This window comes from Actinomycetospora straminea (genome assembly GCF_028737255.1).
Lineage (GTDB): Bacteria > Actinomycetota > Actinomycetes > Mycobacteriales > Pseudonocardiaceae > Actinomycetospora > Actinomycetospora straminea.
Window position 1 is genome coordinate 99,094 of sequence record NZ_JAQZAN010000003.1, and the last position, 20,998, is coordinate 120,091.

General features: G+C 76.5%; 15 protein-coding genes and 1 pseudogene. 7 read left to right on the forward strand and 9 right to left on the reverse strand.

Annotated features, from left to right (window positions below; genetic code table 11):
• Positions 1 to 218: 218 nt before the first annotated feature.
• From PH190_RS05880 to moeA, 4 genes are all read right to left on the reverse strand, one after another.
• On the reverse strand, positions 219 to 2,531 hold the full coding sequence (locus PH190_RS05880; RefSeq protein ID WP_274230556.1) for an AAA family ATPase: 2,313 nt from the start codon (positions 2,529 to 2,531) through the stop codon (positions 219 to 221).
• Positions 2,528 to 3,637, reverse strand: coding sequence for a CDP-diacylglycerol--serine O-phosphatidyltransferase (pssA, locus tag PH190_RS05885; protein ID WP_274230557.1), 1,110 nt, complete (start codon positions 3,635 to 3,637; stop codon positions 2,528 to 2,530). The genes PH190_RS05880 and pssA overlap by 4 nt, the downstream gene beginning before the upstream one ends.
• A complete protein-coding gene (locus tag PH190_RS05890) occupies positions 3,634 to 4,413 on the reverse strand; it encodes a phosphatidylserine decarboxylase (protein ID WP_274230558.1) in 780 nt (259 codons plus the stop codon). Before PH190_RS05890 ends, pssA begins: the two co-directional genes overlap by 4 nt.
• Before the next feature lie 346 nt (positions 4,414 to 4,759).
• Complete coding sequence (gene moeA / locus PH190_RS05895) at positions 4,760 to 5,986, reverse strand: molybdopterin molybdotransferase MoeA (RefSeq protein ID WP_274230846.1); 1,227 nt, start codon at positions 5,984 to 5,986, stop codon at positions 4,760 to 4,762.
• 216 nt (positions 5,987 to 6,202) lie between these two features.
• On the opposite strand from moeA, the pseudogene PH190_RS30935 reads away from it, so the two are divergent.
• The 6 genes and pseudogenes from PH190_RS30935 to PH190_RS05925 all read left to right on the forward strand — a co-directional run.
• Positions 6,203 to 7,321, forward strand: a pseudogene (locus tag PH190_RS30935) (serine/threonine-protein kinase); the annotation flags it as partial.
• A 1,072-nt stretch (positions 7,322 to 8,393) separates the two neighbouring features.
• Complete coding sequence (gene groL / locus PH190_RS05905) at positions 8,394 to 10,025, forward strand: chaperonin GroEL (protein ID WP_274230559.1); 1,632 nt, start codon at positions 8,394 to 8,396, stop codon at positions 10,023 to 10,025.
• Between the two features lie 302 nt (positions 10,026 to 10,327).
• Positions 10,328 to 11,977 carry an AMP-binding protein gene (locus tag PH190_RS05910; RefSeq protein WP_274230560.1) on the forward strand — a complete coding sequence of 550 codons (1,650 nt, stop codon included), beginning with the start codon at positions 10,328 to 10,330 and terminating at the stop codon, positions 11,975 to 11,977.
• Position 11,978: 1 nt separating this feature from the next.
• Positions 11,979 to 13,010, forward strand: coding sequence for a zinc-dependent alcohol dehydrogenase family protein (locus PH190_RS05915; protein ID WP_274230561.1), 1,032 nt, complete (start codon positions 11,979 to 11,981; stop codon positions 13,008 to 13,010).
• Between the two features lie 82 nt (positions 13,011 to 13,092).
• Positions 13,093 to 14,391, forward strand: a complete 1,299-nt coding sequence (locus PH190_RS05920) for an MFS transporter (protein ID WP_274230562.1) — start codon at positions 13,093 to 13,095, stop codon at positions 14,389 to 14,391.
• 36 nt (positions 14,392 to 14,427) lie between these two features.
• The gene (locus PH190_RS05925) at positions 14,428 to 14,871 is read left to right on the forward strand and encodes a YccF domain-containing protein (RefSeq protein WP_274230563.1); all 444 of its coding nucleotides are present in this window, start codon (positions 14,428 to 14,430) and stop codon (positions 14,869 to 14,871) included.
• 4 nt (positions 14,872 to 14,875) lie between these two features.
• On the opposite strand, the gene PH190_RS05930 is transcribed toward PH190_RS05925, so the two are convergent.
• Together PH190_RS05930 and PH190_RS05935 are read right to left on the reverse strand one after the other, a co-directional pair.
• On the reverse strand, positions 14,876 to 15,412 hold the full coding sequence (locus PH190_RS05930; RefSeq protein ID WP_274230564.1) for a cysteine dioxygenase family protein: 537 nt from the start codon (positions 15,410 to 15,412) through the stop codon (positions 14,876 to 14,878).
• A gap of 17 nt (positions 15,413 to 15,429) precedes the next feature.
• Entirely contained in the window at positions 15,430 to 16,065 is a 636-nt protein-coding gene (locus PH190_RS05935) for a GNAT family N-acetyltransferase (RefSeq protein WP_274230565.1), read from the reverse strand.
• Between the two features lie 210 nt (positions 16,066 to 16,275).
• On the opposite strand from PH190_RS05935, the gene PH190_RS05940 reads away from it, so the two are divergent.
• The gene (locus tag PH190_RS05940; protein WP_274230566.1) at positions 16,276 to 17,544 is read left to right on the forward strand and encodes an FAD-dependent oxidoreductase; all 1,269 of its coding nucleotides are present in this window, start codon (positions 16,276 to 16,278) and stop codon (positions 17,542 to 17,544) included.
• 24 nt (positions 17,545 to 17,568) lie between these two features.
• Here PH190_RS05940 and PH190_RS05945 read toward each other — a convergent pair whose 3' ends face one another.
• From PH190_RS05945 to PH190_RS05955, 3 genes are read right to left on the reverse strand one after another with little or no spacing between them, the layout of a single operon-like run.
• Positions 17,569 to 20,082: an AAA family ATPase gene (locus PH190_RS05945; protein WP_274230567.1), complete on the reverse strand. Its 2,514-nt coding sequence runs from the start codon at positions 20,080 to 20,082 to the stop codon at positions 17,569 to 17,571.
• A gap of 26 nt (positions 20,083 to 20,108) precedes the next feature.
• Positions 20,109 to 20,573 (reverse strand): GNAT family N-acetyltransferase, encoded by a 465-nt coding sequence (locus PH190_RS05950; protein ID WP_274230568.1) that lies wholly within the window; start codon positions 20,571 to 20,573, stop codon positions 20,109 to 20,111.
• 22 nt (positions 20,574 to 20,595) lie between these two features.
• Complete coding sequence (locus PH190_RS05955; protein WP_274230569.1) at positions 20,596 to 20,991, reverse strand: hypothetical protein; 396 nt, start codon at positions 20,989 to 20,991, stop codon at positions 20,596 to 20,598.
• Positions 20,992 to 20,998 lie beyond the last annotated feature (7 nt).

Sequence of the window (20,998 nt, forward strand, 5' to 3'; positions counted from 1 at the left end):
GGCGTCTCTGGGATCGTGGTCGTGAGCAGGGCCAGGGCGCGAGGTCGTGGGGGCCCGTGCTCACCCTGACCTCGTGACCGAGGGCTCCGAGGACCTGGGCACGTGATCGCGTCGAGTCGGACCGTCGGACTCGATGCGATCTTGCGCCGATGTCTCGTCGGTCGACTCGGCGGAGGCCGCGGCAGGGCCTGGCAACACCTCGACCCGTCTGACACACCCTAGTTCTCGCCGGCGTAGGCCTCGAGCTCGGCGAGCTGGCGCGGGTCCAGCGAGGGCCGCACGGCCTCGCGGGCGGTGGCCAGGTCCCGCGCCGACACCTCGGTCGACTCCAGCGACGTCCGCATCGCGGTCAGCGCCGCCTCGCGGACCAGCGCGGCGCAGTCCGCGGCCGAGTAGCGGTCGAGGTCCTGCGCGAGCGCGTCGAGGTCGACGTCGTCGGCGAGCGGGGTGTCGCGCGCCGCGGCCCGCAGGATGTCCGCGCGGGCGGCGGCGTCCGGCGGCGGCACGTACACGCGGCGCTCGAGGCGCCCGGGCCGCAGCAGCGCCGGGTCGATGAGCTCGGGGCGGTTGGTGGCCCCGAGCACGACGACGTCGCGCAGGGGCTCGGCCCCGTCGAGCTCGGTGAGCAGGGCGGCGACGACCCGGTCGGCGACGCCGGCGTCGGTCGAGCCGCCGCGGCGCGGGGCCAGCGCGTCGATCTCATCGAGGAACACCAGCGCGGGGGCGGCCGCCGCGGCGCGGGCGAACAGCGAGCGCACCGCCCGCTCGGACTCGCCGACGTACTTGTCGAGCACCTCGGCGCCCTTGACCACGAAGACGTTGAGCGACCCCGTGCCCGCCAGCGCCCGCACGAGGAACGTCTTGCCGCACCCGGGCGGGCCGTAGAGCAGCACCCCGCGCGGCGGCGAGACCCCGAGACGCGCGAACGAGTCGGGGTAGCGCAGCGGCCAGAGGATCGTCTCGGTGAGCGCCTGCTTGGTCTCGACCATGTCGCCGACCCGCTCGAGCGTCAGCCCGCCCGACGACAGCGTCTGCGACCCCGACGACAGCGACGCCGGGCGCACCGAGCTCACGGCGCCGAGCAGGTCGTCGGTCCGCAGCGTCGGGTCCTCCTCGCTCGCCCCGACCCGCAGCGCCGCCCGCACGGCCGCCTCGCGGCGCAGGGCGACGAGGTCGCCGGCCACGAACCCCGGGGTGCGCGCCCCGACGGCGGCGAGGTCGACGTCCTTCGCGAGCGGCACCCCGCGCAGCAGCACGCGCAGCAGCTCGGCGCGGTCGCGGTCGCCGGGGGCGGGCAGGGTGAGCTCGCGGTCGACGAGGTCGGCGCCGCGCAGGCGCGGGTCGAGGGCCTCCGCGCGCCCCGACGTCACCACCAGCGCGGTCCCGGGGGTCGCCACGGCCCGGCGCAGCGCCTCGAGCACGAGCGTCGAGAGCGGCGGCGGGTCCGTCGCCGGCAGCAGCACCTCGCCGTCGGTGACGAGCAGGACCGTCGGGCCGCTCGCGGTGGCGTCGTCGACGGCCTCCCGGACGCGCGCGGCCGCGGCGCCCGCCTCGATGGCCGCGGCGGCCGGGGCGTCGAGGCGCACCACCCGCGCGCCCTGGTCGGCGGCGACGGCGCGCACGAGCGTCGTCTTGCCGACCCCCTCCGGTCCGCTGACCAGCACGCCGAGGCGCGGCGCGGCCCCGAGCCGTTCGAGCAGGTCGGGGCGCCGGAACACGAGGTCGAACCACTCGCCGAGGCGCCGGGCGGGCTCGGCCTGGCCGATGAGGTCCGCGACGGCGACGGTCGGCTCGACCGGGGCCTCGGGCGCCGGGGCGGGGGCGGGCGCGGCGGCCGCCCCGGCGGAGCCGACGACCGACGCCGGCGACGTCCCCGCGCGCCGGGCCGCCCCGGGGCGCGCGCCGTCCCCGGCGTCCAGCGCCGCGGGCGCCGTGCCGGTGCTCGCCCCGTTGCGCCAGCGCACCACCGTCGTCGGCGCGACGACGAGGGCCGCGGACGGGTCGGCGCCGCTCGGTGGCTCGGCGGCGGTGACGGTGACCAGCTCGGTGGTCCAGGTCCCGCCGAGGGCCGCGGCGAGGCCGCGGCGCGCGCCGGCGGCGTCGGCGCCCGGGACGGGCGCGAGGTCCTGGGGCAGCAGGGAGAGCGTGTCGCCGGGCAGCAGGACCTTGCCGGTCAGCGCCAGGCGCAGCGTCTCGGGGGCGAGCGCGGCCGTGGCGAACCGGGAGCCCGCGAGCTCGACCTGGCGCGCGACGGCCACCGGGGCGGCCGCCACCCCGACCGTCGAGCCGTCGACGACGCCGGCGTTGACCATCGTGGTCTCGTCGAGCACCGCCGTGCCCGGGCCCGCGGGGTCGCCGGCCGGGGCGACGAGGGCCGCGGTGGTCCGCACCCCCGTCACGCGCACCGCGTCCCACGCCTCGACGCCCAGCGCGGCGATGACCTCGGGGTGCAGGCGCACCACCCCGCGGCGCGCGTCGCCGGCGGAGGTGCCGAGCCGGGCGAGGAGGTCGATGCCGGTCGGGGCGCTCACCGGCGGTCGTCCCGGTCGCGGCGCAGGCCGAGACGCCGGGACCCGCGAGGACGGGGTCGGCGGTCACGGGCACCGTCCCGCGCGCCGTCCCGGGCACCGTCGCGCGCGCCGTCCCGCAGCCCGTCGCCCCGGCCGTTGCGGTCGGCGGGCGGGACCGGCGGGGAGTCGCCCGGGAGGAAGCGGTCCCGGTCGCGGTCCCGCTGGTCGCGGTCGCGGCCGATGTTGCGGGCCGCGGAGCCCGCGCGGGCGGCGGCGCCCGCGACGCGCCGGCGCAGCGGGCGCCCGGGCGGCGCGAGACCGAGGCGACGGTGGGCGCGGCGCACGGCCCGGCGCTGGCGCGGCGGCACGTGCCAGACCTCCGGGTGGCGGCCCAGCCACCGGTAGCGGCTGACCGCGTAGGGGATGTGCAGCAGGTAGGCCGCGACGGCCACCGCGTAGACCACGAACGGGAACGTCACGAGCGCCGCCGCGGCGAAGGCGACCGCGACGAGCAGGGGCGCGACCAGCGGGGGCGGCACGCGGACGCTCTTGAGCGAGGCGGTCGGCACCCGGCTGATCATGAGCGTGCCGACGAGCACCGTCCACACGGCGACCACCACCGGCTGCGACCAGAACCCGGGCCCGAGCTGGATCTCCAGCGCCATCGGCGCCAGCGCCACGAGGGCGCCGGCGGGCGAGGGCACGCCGACGAAGAACTCGCCGGCGTAGGGCGGGGCCTCGTCGTCGTCGGAGAGCGTGTTGAAGCGCGCGAGGCGCAGCGCCGCGGACACGACGAGCACGAGCGCGACGACCCAGCCGATCCGGATGTCGTTCAACGTCCAGAGGAACAGGATCAGGGCCGGCGAGACGCCGAACGACACGCAGTCCGACAGCGAGTCGAGCTCGGCGCCCATCCGGCTCGTCGCGTCGAGCAGGCGGGCCAGGCGCCCGTCGAGCGCGTCGAACACCGCTGCGAGGGCGATCGCGGCCAGCGCGGCGACGCGGTTGTCCGAGATCATGAACTGCACGCCCGAGAGCCCCGAGCACAGCGCGAGGACGGTCACCGCGTTGGGCAGCAGCCGCACCCCACGGCCGCCGGGACGCCCCGCCACGGTCTCGGGGGTCATCGTGTGCCGTGACCGGGTCGGTCGGCGGGCGGCAGGTCCGCCAGCACCGTCTCGCCGCCCACGGCGCGCTGGCCGGGCTCGACGTGGATCGTGCTGCCCGGCGGCAGCAGCAGGTCGACCCGCGAGCCGAACCGGATGAGGCCGTAGACCTCGCCCGCCCGGACCTCGTCGCCCGGCGCGGCGTCGCAGACGATCCGGCGCGCCACGAGCCCGGCGATCTGCAGGACCACGAGGTCGTGGCCGCCGGCCTGCTCGGTGCCGTGCACCCACAGCGCGGTGCGCGCGTTGGTGTCGCTGGCGGCGGGGAGGTCGGCGGACAGGTAGCCGCCCGGCCGGTGCTCCACGGCCTGGACCTGCCCGTCGACCGGCACGCGCTGGACGTGCACGTCGTAGACCGACAGGAACACGCTCACCCGCGGACGGGGCCCCGGCGGCAGGCCGAGGGAGACGAGGTCCTCGGGCGGCTCGGCGGTGTCGACGAGGCTCACGGTCCCGTCGGCGGGCGCGACGGCGATGCCGTCGCGGCGCGGCGTGGTGCGCCGCGGGGCGCGGAAGAACGCGGCGACGCCCGCGGTGGTCGCCAGCGCGGCGAACGTCCCGCGGCCGCGCAGGGCCCGCAGGCCGAACGCGGCGGCCGCGACCGCCCCGATGACGGGGGCGCCGCCGGGGTGCAGCGGCGGGATCGTGTCGCGGACGAGGGCGAGTGCGTGCCGCACGGTGCCGGCGGGGCCGGTCGGGACGGCGTGCTGGGCGGGGGAGTGGTCGGACGAGACCATCGTCGGTACGGATCCCTCTTCTCGACGGCGCGCGCGGGCAACCTATCGGCTCGGGCCGTCTCGGGAGTGAAGTGGGAAGGCCGGGGATGGGGCCGGGGCCGCCATCCCCCGAGACGGCGACCCCGGCCGGGAACCGCTCGTCCGCTCCCCAGCGACAAGCGGTTGGTCTCACCCGGCGGCGTCAGGACACACCTGGGGCGGTCCATGACACCTGTCACACATGGTGCCCGATGTCGCGCGCGGGCGGAAGGCCGAGTCGCCCCAACGGTCCAACGGGGCCGCTCGACGGGACGCTCGACCGGTGCACGACCCGTCCGGCCGGGGGCTCCATGGAGCCACCCGGGACTCACCCGTCCAGGAGCCACACCTCGGCGGTCTCGCCGGCGTCGACGTGCGTGACCTGCTCGTCCACCACGATGAGGCAGTCCGCCCGCGCCAGGGCGGCGAGCAGGTGCGACCCCGCGCCACCCACCGGCGCGACCGTCCCCGCCACCGCGTCGATCCGCCCCCGACGGAACTGGCGTCGGCCCGCCGGCTTGTCCAACGCCTCCGCCAGCCGCGCCCGCACCCGCGGACGCTCCGGCTGCGGGTGACCGAACGCCGCGCGCAGGGCCGGGCGGACGAACACCTCGAACGACACCAGCGAGCTCACCGGGTTGCCGGGCAGCGTCACCACGGCCACCTCGCCCGCGGGGCCGGCGTGGAGCCCGAGGCCCTGCGGCATCCCCGGCTGCATCGCCACCTTGGTGAAGGTGACGCCGCGGCCCGTGAAGGCGTCCTTGACGACCTCGTAGGCGCCCGCGCTCACCCCGCCGGAGGTCATGACGAGGTCGACGGGGTCGTCGGCGCGCGCGGCGAGGGCGTCGTCGAGGGTGCGGACGAACTGCTCGACGTCGTCGGGCACGAAGCGCAGCAGCTCGGCGCGCCCGCCGGCGTCGTCGACCGCGGCGGCGAGCATCGGCCCGTTCGACTCGTGGATCTGCCCGTGGCGCAGCGGCTCGCCGGGCGCGACGAGCTCCGAGCCCGTCGAGAGCACGAGCACCCGCGGGCGGCGCCGGACCGGCAGCGTCCCGGACCCGACCGCCGCGGCCAGCCCGACCTGCGCCGGCCCCAGCAGCGTGCCGGCCTCGAGCACGACCTCCCCGGCCGTGACGTCGCCGCCCGCCCCGCGCACGTTCTGCCCCGCCTCGACGGCCCGCTCGACGCGCACCCGCTCGGTCCCGCCGTCGGTCCACTCGACCTGCACCACGGCGTCGGCGCCCACGGGCATCGCGGCGCCGGTCATGATCCGGTGCGCGGTGCCGGCCTCGAGCGCCGGGCCGTCGGTGCGCCCGGCCGGGACGTCGGCGGCGACGGGCAGCTCGGTGGGGGTCTCGGGGGACACGGCAGCCAGGTCCGCGCTGCGGACCGCGTAGCCGTCCATCGCCGAGTTCGCGAACGGCGGCAGCGGGTGCGGCGAGACGAGGTCCTGCGCGAGCACGCGGCCGCGGGCCTCCCCGAGCGGCACCCACTCCGTCGCGGTCGGGGCGAACAGCGCGGCGACGGCGGCGGCGTGCTCCGCGACCGGGCGCATCGCCGCCGGATCGCCGTGGTCGTGACCGTGGCCGCTCTCGCCGCCGTGGCCGTGGCCGTGGCCGTGTCCGTGGCCGGGTTCGTGGCCGTGTCCGCCCTGCCCGCCGTGACCGTGCCCGTCCTGCCCCTGTCCCGTCACGGCGGGCATCGTGCCGCCCGGGCCGGTGCTCCGCGATCCGGTCCGGTCCGGCGTGCTCGCGACGTTAGGGTCTGCGGCGTGGCGGACCGGAACACGCAGGACCTGACCGGGCAGCGGCTCGGCCACTTCCGCGTGGACGGCGTCATCGGCCGCGGCGGGATGAGCGTGCTCTACCGGGCCACCGACACGCGGCTCGGGCGCCGGGTCGCGCTCAAGGTCATCGACGAGGCCCTGGCCGCCGACCGCGAGTTCCGCGAGCGCTTCGTCGACGAGGCCCGCAACACCTCCGCCGTCGACCACGCCCACGTCGTCCCGCTCTACGACTTCGACGAGACCGACGGCCACCTCTACATCGCGATGCGCCACGTCGAGGGCCCCGACCTCGCGAGCGTCATCGACGGGCGCCCCCTGACCGTGGCCCGGACGCTGCGCCTGCTCGGACAGGTCGCCGACGCGCTCGACGCCGTGCACGCCCGGGGGCTGGTGCACCTCGACGTCAAGCCGGCGAACGTGCTGGTGACGACGCGGGAGTCGGCCGGCGAGCACGTCTACCTCGCCGACTTCGGCCTCACCCGCCGCGGCGCCACCGGCCACCGGACCTCCGGTGGCGACTTCCTCGGCTCGCCCACCTACGCCGCCCCCGAGCACCTGCGTGGCGAGCCGGTCGACGCCCGCACCGACGTCTACTCGCTGACCTGCGTGCTCTTCAGCTGCCTCACCGGGCGCGCGCCGTACCTGGGGTCGGTCACCGAGGTCATCGACGGTCACCTCGCGGGCGAGGTCCCGTCGATCGCCGACATCGTCGCCCTCGACCCCCGCATCGACGACGTCGTGCAGCGCGGCATGGACCCCGACCGCCCCCGACGCCACGACTCCGCGAGCGCCGTGATCGAGGCGGCCCGGGGCGCGCTGACCGGGCCGGGCCCGGCGCCGCTCGTGGGCCCGGGTCCTGGACCGGGACACGGCGTCGGCCCCGGCGGTGGTCGCGGCGGTGGTCACGGCGCCGGTGGCGGTCCGGGTGCCGGTGGCAGCCCGAGTGCCGGTGCCGGTCCGGCCGGCGGTGCCAGTCCCGCGCGAGGACCTCTCGCCGGCGCGCGGCCGCCGTCGGCACCGAGCGGCCCGCCGACCGGTCCCTTCGGCCGCGGGCTGCCGCCCGTGCCGGCGGGCCCCTCCTGGCGCGGCGCTCCGCCCGCACGCCCGGTGCCCCCGGTCGCGCCGGTGTCCCCGGTGGCTTCCGTGGCCCCCGTGCCTTCGGTGCCCCCCGCTCGGTCGGTGCCGCCGCCCGCCGCAGCGCCATCGGTGGGAGCGACGCCACCCGCCGCGGCGGCGCCCTCGGCCGGGGCGGCGCCGGCGTCCGGTGCACGGGCCGCGGACGCCGCAGCGGCTGGCGCCCTGCGCAACGGCCGGCCGGGCTCGACCCCAACCGACGACGCGTCGCCCGGGGAAACGCCTCCTGCCGCCGGCCCCGATCCGGCGGTCCGGGCCTCCGACACTGCCGACCCGTGTCCCGAGGACACGGGTCGAGCCCCTGCCTCGGCGACCGGCACCGACGGCCAGGGCGACGGACCGACGGCCGCCGCCGACGAGGAACGCGCGAGCAGATCAGCCGCCGGCAGGCCCGATGCGGACGCGGCGGGATCGTCGGGCGGACGGCCGACCCCACCGCCGACCACACCGCCGACCACACCGCCGACCACACCCCGCTCCGGACCGCCCGCGGCACCCCCGAGCGCCGCACCCCCGTCCGGCCCGTTCGCCGCCCCGGGTCCGGGGCCCGGCAGCGGTCCGTTCGCGGCTCCCGGTCCCGGCAGCGGTCCGTTCGCCGGCCCCGGCCAGGGCAGCGGCCCCCCGAGCCCCGGCGCCGGCCGGTCGGGCCCGTTCCCCGCGCCGCCCGGCACCCCGCCGGGCCCGTTGACCCGCTCGTCGGTCGCGCCGCCGATGCGGCTGCGCGACCCCCTGCCGCCCGACCGCGACGGTTCCTTCACCCGCGGCGGCGGGCCGGGTCCGCGGCCGGTGGTCCTGATCGTCGCGGGGGCGGTCGTGGTGCTGGTCGTCGTCCTGCTCGTGCTGCTCATCGTCTGAGCGGACCCCGCCCGACACCCCGTCGGGCTCGGTTGCACTCGCCCGACCCGAGTGCTAGCATGGGGTTGGCACTCGGTATCGTCGAGTGCCAGGTCGGGACGGTGAGGCCGGCGCAATGGAGCCGGTCGTCCGTCGCGGGCACCGCGCCTGGCCGAGCACACGTGTCTCTCATCGGAGGACCACCCGCATGGCCAAGATGATCGCGTTCGACGAGGAGGCCCGTCGCGGCCTCGAGCGGGGCATGAACAGCCTCGCGGACGCCGTCAAGGTGACCCTCGGCCCGCGCGGCCGCAACGTCGTCCTGGAGAAGAAGTGGGGCGCGCCCACCATCACCAACGACGGCGTCTCGATCGCGAAGGAGATCGAGCTCGAGGACGCCTGGGAGAAGATCGGCGCCGAGCTCGTCAAGGAGGTCGCCAAGAAGACCGACGACGTCGCCGGTGACGGCACGACCACCGCGACCGTCCTCGCCCAGGCCCTCGTCCGTGAGGGTCTGCGCAACGTGGCCGCCGGCGCCAACCCGATGTCCCTGAAGAAGGGCATCGAGAAGGCCACCGAGGCCGTCTCGCAGCAGCTCCTGAAGTCGGCCAAGGAGGTCGAGACCAAGGAGCAGATCGCCGCCACCGCGTCGATCTCCGCCGGCGACTCGCAGATCGGCGAGCTCATCGCCGAGGCGATGGACAAGGTCGGCAAGGAAGGCGTCATCACCGTCGAGGAGTCGCAGACCTTCGGGCTCGAGCTCGAGCTCACCGAGGGCATGCGCTTCGACAAGGGCTACATCTCGCCCTACTTCGTCACCGACCAGGACCGGATGGAGGCGGAGCTGGATGACCCCTACATCCTGCTCATGTCCTCCAAGATCTCGTCGGTGAAGGACCTGCTCCCGCTGCTGGAGAAGGTCATGCAGTCCGGCAAGCCGCTGGCGATCATCGCCGAGGACGTCGAGGGCGAGGCCCTCGCGACCCTGGTGGTCAACAAGATCCGCGGCACCTTCAAGTCGGTCGCCGTCAAGGCCCCCGGCTTCGGTGACCGTCGCAAGGCGATGCTGGCCGACATGGCCATCCTGACCGGTGGCGAGGTCATCTCGGAGGAGGTCGGCCTCAAGCTCGAGTCCGCCGACCTCAACCTCCTGGGCCGCGCCCGCAAGGTCACGGTCTCGAAGGACGAGACGACGATCGTCGACGGCGCGGGCGCCGCGGACCAGATCCAGGGCCGCGTCACCCAGATCCGCTCGGAGATCGAGCGCAGCGACTCCGACTACGACCGCGAGAAGCTCCAGGAGCGCCTCGCGAAGCTGGCCGGCGGCGTCGCGGTCATCCGCGCCGGTGCCGCCACCGAGGTCGAGCTCAAGGAGCGCAAGCACCGCATCGAGGACGCGGTGCGCAACGCCAAGGCCGCGGTCGAGGAGGGCATCGTCGCCGGCGGCGGCGTCGCCCTGCTGCAGGCCTCGGTCGGCGACGTCTTCTCGGGCCTCGGGCTCGACGGGGACGAGGCCACCGGCGCCAACATCGTGCGCACCGCGCTCGAGGCGCCGCTGAAGCAGATCGCCCACAACGCCGGCCACGAGCCCGGCGTCGTGGCCGAGAAGGTCCGTGGGCTCAACACCGGTGAGGGCCTCGACGCCGCCACCGGCGAGTACAAGGACCTGATCGCCGCGGGCATCATCGACCCCGCCAAGGTCACCCGCTCGGCGCTGCAGAACGCCGCGTCGATCGCCGCGCTGTTCCTCACCACCGAGGCCGTCGTGGCGGACAAGCCGGAGAAGGGCGGCGGCGCTGCTGCCGACCCGACCGGCGGCATGGGCGGCATGGACTTCTGATCCACGCCTGAGCTCGTCACGCGAAGGGCCCGCACCTCTCGGGGTGCGGGCCCTTCGTCGTGTCGCGAGCGGTGCCAGGGAGGGGAGCGAAGGACTCCCCGGCTGCCTCGCACGCAGCGGGGGAGTCGCTCGCGCCTCCTCCTCGGGGTTGCGCCGTCGCGTCGGGGCACGAACGATCCCGGGCGCGCGGTGCACGGTGCTCGAGGGCCCGAGAGCGTCGGGGCACGACCGACGGAGGAGCTCCCGGACGCCGCCGTGATCGACGGCTGGGTGACGGAGACGACGACCGTGCGGGAGGCCTCGTGACCACCACCGCCCCGGCGCCCCACGCCGTCAGCGGCTTCCCCGCGCCCGGCGAGGTCCCGGCCGATCTGCCGGACCTCATCGGCCGGCTCGCGCGCCGCGATCCCGAGGTCACCGCGGTGCTCGACACGACCCCCGACGGCGTCACGCACCCCGTCAGCCGCGGGGAGCTCTGGCGGCGCGTGCGCGCGCTGGCCGAGGAGCTGCGCGAGCACGGTCTCGGTCCGGGCGACGCCGTGGCGGTGTGGATGCCGAACTGGAGCGACGCGCTCGTCTGGCAGGCGGCCGTCGCCGCGCGGGGCGCGCACGTCGTCGGCGTCAACACCCGCTACGGCGTCGAGGAGGCCCTGCACCTCCTCGAGCGCTCGCGGCCGCGCCTCGTCGCGCTGGCGCAGGGCTTCCACGCCCTGGACCTGCACGAGCGCCTGCGGGCGGCCGTCGGGCAGTCGGGCGTCACCCCGGAGGTCGCCGTCGTCACCGGCCCCTCCGGTCCCGCGGCCGACCTCGCCGCCGCTGATGTCGGGGCCGGCGCCTGGGCGCCGCGGCGCGACGACGGCCCCGAGCCCGCGCGCTCGGACCCCGGCGCGCTCGCGGTCGCGTTCACCACCTCGGGCTCGACGGGCCTGCCCAAGCTCGCCGCGCACACCGGTACCGCGGTCCTCGTCCACGCCGTCGCCGACGCCGCGGTGCTCGGGCTCGCCGCGGGCGACGTGGTGCTCGGTGCGCTGCCGCTGTCCGGGGTGTTCGGCTACAACGCGGTGATGGCGGGGCTCGCGGCCGGCGCGTCGGTGCTGCTCGAGCCCACCTTCGACGCCGACCGCGTGCTCGACCACGTCGAGGCCCACCGCGTCACACACCTGGCCAGCGGCGACGACCTGGTGCTGCGCCTGCACGAGGCCTGGGTCCGGCGCCCCCGGGACCTGTCGAGCTGGCGCTGGTGGGGAGTCGCCGACTTCCAGGGCCGCTCCCACGAGCTCGCCGACTGGCTCGGCCGCGAGGTCGGGACGCGGGTCGCGGGCGTCTACGGGTCGTCGGAGGTCTTCGCGCTCGCCGCCACCTGGCCGGCCGACGAGCCAGCACCCGCCTGCTGGGCCGGCGGGGGACGGGTCGTGCACCCCGACATCGCCGTGCGCGTCGCGGACCCGGACACCGACGGCGTGCTCGCCCCCGGGCAGGAGGGCGAGCTGCAGTTCCGCGGCCCGAACGTCGTCGACGCCTACCTGGGCGCCGAGGTGCCCGAGGCGTGGACCGCCGACGGCTGGTTCCGCTCCGGCGACCTCGGCGTACTCGTCGACGAGGGCGCGTTCGTCTACGTCTGCCGGCGCGGTGACGCGCTGCGGCTGCGCGGCTTCCTCGTCGACCCCGCGGAGATCGAGCGACGGCTGGCCGCCCATCCGGACGTCGCCACGGCGAAGGTGGTCGGCGTCCCGGACACCGACGGCGCCACGCGGGCGGTCGGCTTCGTCGTCGGCGCGGCGGGCGCGGCGCCGTCGGGGGACGATCTGGTCGCGTGGTGCCGCGAGGTGCTCGCGGCGTTCAAGGTGCCGGCGGCGGTCCACGTCGTCGACGCCATGCCCACGACGTCCGGCACCAACGGCACCAAGATCAAGGCGGCGGAGCTGAGACGGTGGGCGCTGGAGAGGAGCTGACGTGCGCGGCGTGTACCTCCCGGGCGGCCGGCGGGTCGACCTGCGCGACGTGCCCGACCCGGAGCCGGGGCCCGGGCAGGTCGTCGTCGACGTCAAGGCCTCGACGATCTGCGGCAGCGACCTGCGCGCGATCTACCGCGAGCACCTCGGCGAGGGCCCGGAGGCCTACCAGGACGTGATCGGTGGCCACGAGCCGTGCGGGCAGGTGCTCGCGGTGGGGCCGGGCGTCGAGCGCATCCGCGTCGGCGACCGCGTCGTCGTCTACCACATCAGCGGCTGCGGCCAGTGCGACGAGTGCCGCCGCGGCTACCAGATCAGCTGCACCTCCGCCCGGCGCCGGGCCTACGGCTGGCAGCGCGACGGCGGGCACGCCGAGCGTCTCCTCGCCGAGGAGCGCGACCTGCTCGTCCTGCCCGACAGCCTCACCTACCTCGACGGCGCGTGCGTGGCCTGCGGGTTCGCGACGGCCTACGAGGCGCTCTGCCGGGTCGCGCTCGCCGGGGGCGAGCAGGTGCTGGTCACGGGCCTGGGGCCGGTGGGGCTCGCGGTCGGGATGCTCGCCGCGGCGATGGGCGCGCCGTGGGTCGTCGGCACCGACCCGTCGCCCGAGCGGCGCGCGCTGGCCCGCGACCTCGGGGCGGCGGACGTCGCGGTGGAGTCCGCGGAGGAGCTCGACGACCTGCTCGGCGGTCCGGCGGGCGGCGCCGAGGTCACCGTCGACTGCTCCGGGGTCGGCGCGGCCCAGCTCACCGCGCTGCGCCACACCCGCCGCCACGGCCGCTGCGCGCTGGTCGGCGAGGGCGCGACGCTGACCGTCGACGTGAGCGAGGTGATCATCCACCGGCAGCTGACCGTCCACGGGTCGTGGGTCGCGCCGACGTGGCGGATGGCCGAGCTCCTCGAGCGTCTCGCGCGCTGGGATCTCCACCCCGAGCGCGTGGTCACCGACCGGTTCGCGCTCGACGACGCCGCGCGGGCCTACGAGGTCGCCGACGCCGGGGCGGGCGGCAAGGTCGGGATCGTCCGCGACTAGCCGGTCGGCCGAATGCAGCCTGTACCCAGCGCGTCGGCTCGCCTACGGTGCGTCGACACAGGTGTGAGCGGGAGGAGCACGGATGAGCCAGGTGTCCGGTCAGACGAGTACCGAGCGTCATCAACTCCCGGTACGGACCCTCGTCGCGGCCAGCATCGGCAACGCGGTCGAGTGGTTCGACTGGACGATCTACGCGACGTTCGCCGTCTACTTCTCGTCCCAGTTCTTCGACAAGTCGTCCCCGACGCTCGCGCTCATCGGCACGACGAGCACCTACGCGCTCGCCTTCTTCTTCCGCCCGCTCGGCGGGGTGTTCCTCGGGCGCCTCGCCGACCTGCGCGGACGCCGCTTCGCGATGCTCGTGACGATCCTGCTGATGGCCGGCGGGTCGCTCGTCATCGCCGTCCTGCCGACCTACCAGGCGGTCGGGTGGCTCGCGCCGATCCTGCTCCTGCTCGCCCGCATCGCGCAGGGCCTGAGCCTCGGCGGCGAGGTCTCCAACGCGAGCGCCTACCTCGCCGAGATCGCCCCGCCGAACCGTCGCGGGCGGTACTCCAGCTTCTTCTACATCTCGACCGGCACCGCCCTGCTGGCCGCGAGCCTGCTGGGGCTGCTCCTGACCAGCACGCTCACCCGGCCCCAGCTCGAGTCGTGGGGCTGGCGCATCGCGTTCGTCGTCGGCGGCGTGCTGGGCCTCGTCGGGCTGTGGCTGCGCCGGACCCTGGCCGAGACCGAGCAGTTCGAGGCCAACGTCGAGACCGCCCGGGCGACGAAGAACCCGCTGCTCAAGACGCTGACCCACTACCCGAAGTCGGTGCTGCAGCTCTTCGGCTTCACGCTGCTCTCGACGCTCTGCTACTACACGTTCTTCAGCGCGCTGACCCCGTTCGCGGTGCAGTTCCGCGACGCGTCCGGCAGCGACGTGTTCCTCGCGCTGTCGATCGGCACCGTCGTGTTCATCGCCGGCCAGTACCCCTTCGGGGCCCTGGCCGACCGGTTCGGGCGCAAACCGCAGATGCTGGTGTGGTCGGGCGCCTTCGTGCTGCTCACGGTGCCGCTGAGCCTGCTCATCACCGACCGGCCACCGCTGATCAACCTGATCATCGTGTTCTCGGTCGGCCTCGGGCTCTACTCGGTGTTCTCCTCGATCGCGCCGGCGATCATGAGCGAGATCTTCCCGACCGAGCTGCGCGCCCTGGGCATCGGCGCCTGGTACAACCTCACGGTCGCCCTGTTCGGCGGCACCGCGCCCCTGCTCATCGCCGCACTGTCCGGCGCCGGACGACCCGACCTGTTCTTCTGGTACGTCTCCGGCGGCGCGCTGATCGCGTTCCTCATCATCCTCACGCTGCCCGAGACGAAGGGCCGCGAGCTGACGTAGGGGACGAACCCGGCGGGTGGTGGCAGGCTGGAGGGCATGGAGCTCCTCCGGACCGTGCTCAACCTCCTCTGGCTGGTGCTCGCCGGGGTGTGGATGGCGCTCGGCTACCTCGTCGCCGGCATCATCTGCTGCATCCTCATCGTCACCATCCCCTGGGGGATCGCGTCGTTCCGGATCGCGCTGTTCGCGCTGTGGCCCTTCGGCAGCCGCATCGAGCGTCGCTACGACGCCGGGGTCGGCTCGACGCTGGGCAACATCGTCTGGTTCGTCGTCGCCGGGTGGTGGCTCGCGATCGGGCACGTGCTCACCGCGATCCCGCTGGCGGTGAGCATCGTCGGCATCCCGTTCGCGTGGGCGAACCTCAAGATGATCCCGGTGTCGCTCACCCCGCTGGGCCGCCGGATCGTCGACACCGACGACCCCCGGGGCTTCGGCGTCGAGGGCCACCACGCCGCGCCCCCGGTGGGGACGCGGCGGTGAGGCCTCACGCGATCGGCAGGTCGTAGCGCCGGCGGATGCTCGAGCCGTGGCGGCGCACGTCCACGCCGTAGACGTGCAGCGAGATCGTCGTGGTCGGCGCCGTGTTGGTCACGCGGTGGATGTCGCCGGGCGGCAGCAGGCCGGTCACGCTGCCGGCCGCGGCGACGTCCTCGCCGTCGGGGACGAGGAGGTCGCCGACGCGCCGGTAGCGCTCCTCGTGCTCCTCGCCGGCGTGGACGCCGACCACGCACCACGAGAGGTGGTCGTGGATCGGCGTCGTCTGCCCGGGCAGCCACACCAGCGCCACCAGCGAGAACGCGCCGTCGTCGGCGACGTGCAGGAGGTGCTGGCGGTACCGCGCCGGGTCGCCGACGCACTGCTCGGGCGTGAGCAGGCGCGGGTCACCGAGGTACGGGGCCAGGGCGGCGCCCACGGCGTCGACCCGGGGCGTGCCCGGGTCGGCGTCGCGGACGGCGGCGTCCAGGTCGGTGGTCAGGGCGGTCAGGGCGGGGATGGTCGAGGTGGTGATGGTCGTGGTCACGGTGTGCTCCGGGCTGGTCAGGCGGCCGCGAGGCCGAGGACGCCGGCCCGGAGGTCGGCGGTGAGGGTGACCTCGTGGCCGTCGGTCTCGACCGAGACGATCGGCAGCACCGAGGCGAGCAGGACGCGCATCGCCGTGTTCTCGGCGACGACGTCGGCGACGAGGCGCGTGTAGCGCTCCTGGCGTCCGCGGGCGGCGACCGCCACGAGCAGCCGTCGCCCGATCCCGTGGCCCTGCCAGGCGTCGACGACCTCGATGGCGAGCTCCACCTCGCGCAGCCCGGTCCCGATGAGCCGCGCGATCCCGATGGGCGCGCCGTCGGGGCCGAACGCGGCGACGGCGATGTGGCGGCGGCCGTCGACGGCGGCGAGCGTGCGCCGCACCGCGCCGGTCAGCCGCGGCGTGGCGCCGTGGAAGCGCAGGTAGCGGCTGTGGTCGGAGAGGCCGGCGAAGACGGCGTCGAGGACGTCGGTCTCGCCGGGCCCCAGCTCGCGCAGCGTCACGCTGGGGGGTCGGTCGTGGGGGCGTGGCGCCGGTCTGTCCTCGACCGGGGTGGGCGCCGTGCCGGTGATCGTGCCGGTGACGGTCCTGCTGACGAGGCGCATGGCGTGTCCTTCCTCGCGGGGCCGGACCTCGCTGCCCGGCGACGTCACCGAGCGTGCTCCCCGGGACGGTCCCTCCTCGTCGGTGAGCGCTCCCCATGTCGCGCCGGCGGGGTACCTACGCCGGCGTCCCGGCCGGTCGCTGCGTGGGCGCCCGCCGGAGCTGGGCAGCGGGGGCGGCCGGGATGGGCAGGCGACGCCGATCCGGCCGCCGGGCGGTCTCCCTAGCGTCGGGACACACCGACGAGCAGGGGAGACGACATGGAAGCGATCGTGATCGGCGCAGGTCAGGCGGGTCTCGCGATGAGCCGGTGCCTCACCCGGCGCGGCGTCGGGCACGTGGTGCTCGAGCGGGGACGGGTCGGACAGCGGTGGCGTCGCGAGCGCTGGGACTCCTTCACGCTGCTGAGCCCGAACTGGCAGACCCGCCTCCCCGAGCGGGAGTACACGGGCGCGGACCCCGACGGGTTCATGACGGGCCGGGAGGTCGCCGCCATGCTCGCCGACTACGCGGCGCACACGGGTGCGGACCTGCGCGAGGGCGTCACCGTGCGCGCGGTGGACCCCGATCCGGCGGGCTGGCGCGTCACCACCGACCACGGGGAGCTGACGGCCCGCGCCGTCGTCGTCGCCACCGGGGACCTCGACCGTCCCGCGGTCCCCGCCCTCGCCGCGGGCGTCCCCGCCGGGATCACCCAGCTCCACACCCGCGACTACCGGCGCCCCGACGCGTTGCCGCCGGGCGGGGTGCTCGTCGTCGGGTCGGGGCCGTCGGGGCAGCAGATCGCCGGCGAGCTCGCGCGCGCGGGCCGCACGGTCCACCTCGCGGTGGGGCGCCACAAGTGCCTGCCGCGCCGCTACCGCGGACACGACACCTACTGGTGGATGGACCGTATGGGCACCCTCGTCCGCACCCGCGCGTCGCTGCCCGACCCGTCGGCGACCCGCACCCCGAACGCCGTGCTCACCGGCGGCACGCGGGACCTCGACCTGCACCGGCTGGTCGCCGACGGGGTCGTGCCGCACGGCCGGCTGGTGGACGTGCGCGCGGGCGTGGCGCGCTTCGACGACGGGCTCCCGGCGATGGTCGCCGAGGCCGAGGACAACGCGGTGCGGTTCCGCGCGAAGGTCGACGGGTTCGTGGCGCGCACCGGGCTGGAGGTCCCGCCCGAGCCCGCGCGCCTGCCGCGCCCGGCGCCCTGGGCGCGGGACGCCGACGGCGAGCTGGACCTGGCCGGCATCGGCACCGTGGTCTGGGCGACGGGCTTCCGGCGCGACTTCTCCTGGGTGCACGCCCCGGTGCTCGACGCCGCGGGCGAACCGGTGCACGAGCGCGGGGTCACGGCCGCCGAGGGCCTGTACTTCCTCGGTCTGAAGTGGCTGCACCGGCGCTCGTCGAGCTTCCTCGACGGCGTCGGGGCCGACGCCGCGTACCTGGCCGATCTGCTCGCCGACCATCGCGTGGCGCGCGGTCGTGCCCACACCGGGGCGAGGTGCCCGAGCCCGACCGCGCCCGTGACGGCGGCGTAGCGGCCGCCGCTCGGCCGCGTGACCTCACGGGTCCCCGACCCGGCGGGCGGCCTCCTCGCGCGAGGCGACGCCGAGCTTCGCGAGCACGGCCGAGACGTGGTGGTCGACGGTGCGCACGGACAGCACGAGGCGGGCGGCGATCTGCGCGTTCGTCAGCCCGTCGGCCACCAGCGCGAGGATGTCGGCCTGGCGCGGGGTCAGGCCCTCGGGGTGGGCGCGGGTCCCGGCCTGCGGCCCGCGCGGGATGCGCCGCACGCCGAGGGCCTGGAGCCGCCGGCGGGCGAGGTGGGCGGCGGGCGCGGCGCCGAGGTCGTCGAGCCGTCGCAGCCCCGCGGTGACCGACGCCTCGTCGCCGGCGTCGACCAGCTCGATGGCCCCCTCGTACGACCCCGCGGGCCACGCGGCGGCGGCCGCCGCCGGCTCGCCGGCGAGGGCGAGCGCGTGGCGGGGCCACAGGTCGTCGACGGGCTCGTCATGGGCGACGGGCAGCCCGCAGCGCAGGCCCTGGCGCAGCAGGTCACCCCGGGCGCCGGCGAGGCCCGGACGCCGCGAGCGCTCCAGCAGCGCGCGGATCCGCGCGTGCTCCCGGTCCCCGTCACCGTCGAGCCAGGCCTTCTCGGCGAGGCCGGCAGCCGTGGTCAGGAGCACGGGCAGGCTGTCCGAGCGGGTCGCGAGCGCCCAGGCGCGGCCGAGCACCGCGTCGGCGTCCGGGTCGCCGCGGCGCGCGAGCAGCCGCCCGAGCGGCGGCAGCGTCTCGCGGGCGAGGATGCCGGCCTCGGGGACGGTGTCGACGAGGCGGCGCAGGCCCTCCTCGGCGGCGTCCCACCGCCCGTCGTCGACCATGAGCTGCAGCCCGAACGCCTCGAGCGAGTAGCCGTGGGACAGGAAGTCGCCCGAGCGCGTGCTCGCCAGCCCCTCGGCGACGACCGCGGCGACCTCGCCGTCACGCCCGAGCCGTCGCAGCGCCTTGACCAGGCTCGTCCACCCGCGGGCGGCGTGCTCGCGCCGGCCCTCCGCGCGGGCGGTGTCCAGGCCCTCGCGGACGAGATCGGGGCCGTCGGCGTGGCCGAGGAACGCGCGTCCGAGGCCGCGGTACACGGTGCCGAGGGCGCTCGGGGGCACCGCGGCGAGCTCCTCGAGCCCGGCCTCCTCCTGGTCGGCGAGCACACGCAGTACGCCGCGGTGGGTGTGGGCGAGGGTCGGCTCGGCGTCGAGGGCGACGGCGCGGTCGAGGGTCGCGAGGGCGTCGGCGACGTCCCCGCGGATGTAGAGGTGGCGCGACAGCCCGACCAGCGCGCGGGCGGTCGCCACGGGGTCGTCGCCGGCGGTCCGCAGCGCGACCGCGTGGCCGGCGGTCGCGACGGCCTCCTCGACGCGGTGGGCGTTGTAGAGCTCCCAGGCGTGCTCCTCGGCGAGGGCGGCCTGCTCGGCGGGCGGCAGGGACTCCGCGTACGGCGCGAGCTGGGCGTACCAGGCGAGCGACTGCTGGTGGGCGCCCGCGGCGGCGGCGGCGCGGGCGGCCGCCGGCGCGTGGGCGAGCACCGCGTCGGCGTCCCCGCAGCGGGCCGCGTGGTGCAGGATGCGCGCCCGGTCCGGGGGGTCGTGCGCCAGCAGCGCGGCGAGGACGGCGCGCTCCAGCCCGAGACGGCGGATCGGGGGCAGCGCCTGCTCCACCGCCTGGCGGGCCAGCTCGTGGCGGAACGCGACCGCGCTGCCGGACAGCCCCACGATGCCGCGGCGCTCGGGCACCTCGACGTCGTCGCGCCAGGTGGGGCGCAGGACGTCGAGCAGCGTGCCGTCGGCGTGGCCGGGGACGACGGCGAGCAGGTCGAGCAGCTCCTGGGCGGCGCGCGGGAGGTCCGCGACCCGGGCGAGGACGGCGTCGCGCACCGACACCGGCAGGCCCTCGCTCTGCGCGGCCACCAGCTCGGTGACGAGGAACGGGTTGCCGAGCGTGGCCGCGTGGACGCGCAGGCCGTCGGGTCCGGCGAGCTCGGTGACCGCCCCGACCGACAGCGGGCGCAGCGCCGGACGCCGCGTCGAGGCGGCCGGCAGCACGCCGAGCAGGCGCTGCAGCTGCGAGCCCGGGTCGACCTGGTCGTCGCGGTAGCTGAGCACGAGCACCGCGGGCAGCCGGCCGACGCGACGGGCGGCGACCGCGAGGACGTCGAGCGTGGCCTCGTCGGCCCAGTGCACGTCCTCGACGACGAGGACGGTCGTGGGGGTGCTCAGCACGTCGAGCACCGCGTCGTGCACCGCGTCGGTGCGATCCACGGCGAGCGCCGTGCGCAGCGCCGGAGCGCTCGCGGCGGCGTCGTGGAAGGGCCCGAGGGTGCGGGAGGTGACGAGGTCGTCGCAGGCCCCCTCGAGGAGGTGGACATCGGCCAGCCCGCCGGTCCAGGCGCGCAGGACGGTCGTCTTGCCGAGCCCGGCCTCGCCGGCGAGCAGCACGGTGCGGCCCTCGCCGTCCCGCGCGTCGGCGAGGGCCTGGTCGAGCTCCGCGAGGACCTCCCCGCGCTCGAGCACCCGCGCCCCCACAGGACCACGGTAGGCGCCGGTGGCGGTCACGGCGGCAGCTCTCGGTGCATCCGGATCGCCGGACCGAAGCGCGTCGGCGCCGTGCCGACCGTCCGGAACCCGCAGCGCGCGTAGAACGCCTCGGCGTGCGGGTCGGCGGTGACGACCAGCCGCGCGGCACCCCCATCGCGGGCCCGGCGCGCGGCGTCCTCGACGAGCCGGGCGCCGATGCCGCGGCGCATCAGCGCGGGGCGGACGAAGAGCGCGTCGAGCTCGGCGTCGCCGTCGGGCAGCGTCAGCACGGTGGCGAAGCCGGTGACGAGGTCGTCGACCTCGTGCACGCGGACCCGCCCCGCGCGCACGTCCCGCCGCGGCACCTCGACGGCCTCGGGGTGGGCGAGCAGGTCGTCGCGGTGTTCGGGCCAGATCATCGACGCCTCGCGCAGGATGTCCTCGAGCGCGGGCACCTCGTCGACGCGGGCCTCCCGCAGGTGACCTCCTCCGGCGGCCATGTCCCGCCCCCTCCCGTCGTCCTCAGACGATCGTGCGCGCGCTGTCGAGCAGGTTGAGCGCCAGCGACAGCCGCCGCCCCAGCCGGCGCAGGTCGTCGAGGCGCGGCGTGCCGGGGGCTCCGGGCTCCGGGCCGGTGTGCTCGAGCCGCCACCGGATCGCGAGGACCGCGGCGAGACGGGCGCGCTCGGCGGCCGACGGTGGGACCAGGGACAGGGCGTCGACGACCTCGGGCGCGCCGGCGGCGAGGTCCCGGCCGACGGCGCGCCAGTGCAGGCCGCGGGCGACGTCGAGGGCGTCGGCCTGGCTCAGGCGGCGCCACAGGAACGCGGCGGTCGCGTACCGGTCGACGCGCTCGGTCTCGGCGGCGTCGAGGACGCCGAGACGGACGTCCAGTTCGGGGTCGATGACGGTGGGCACGGCGTCC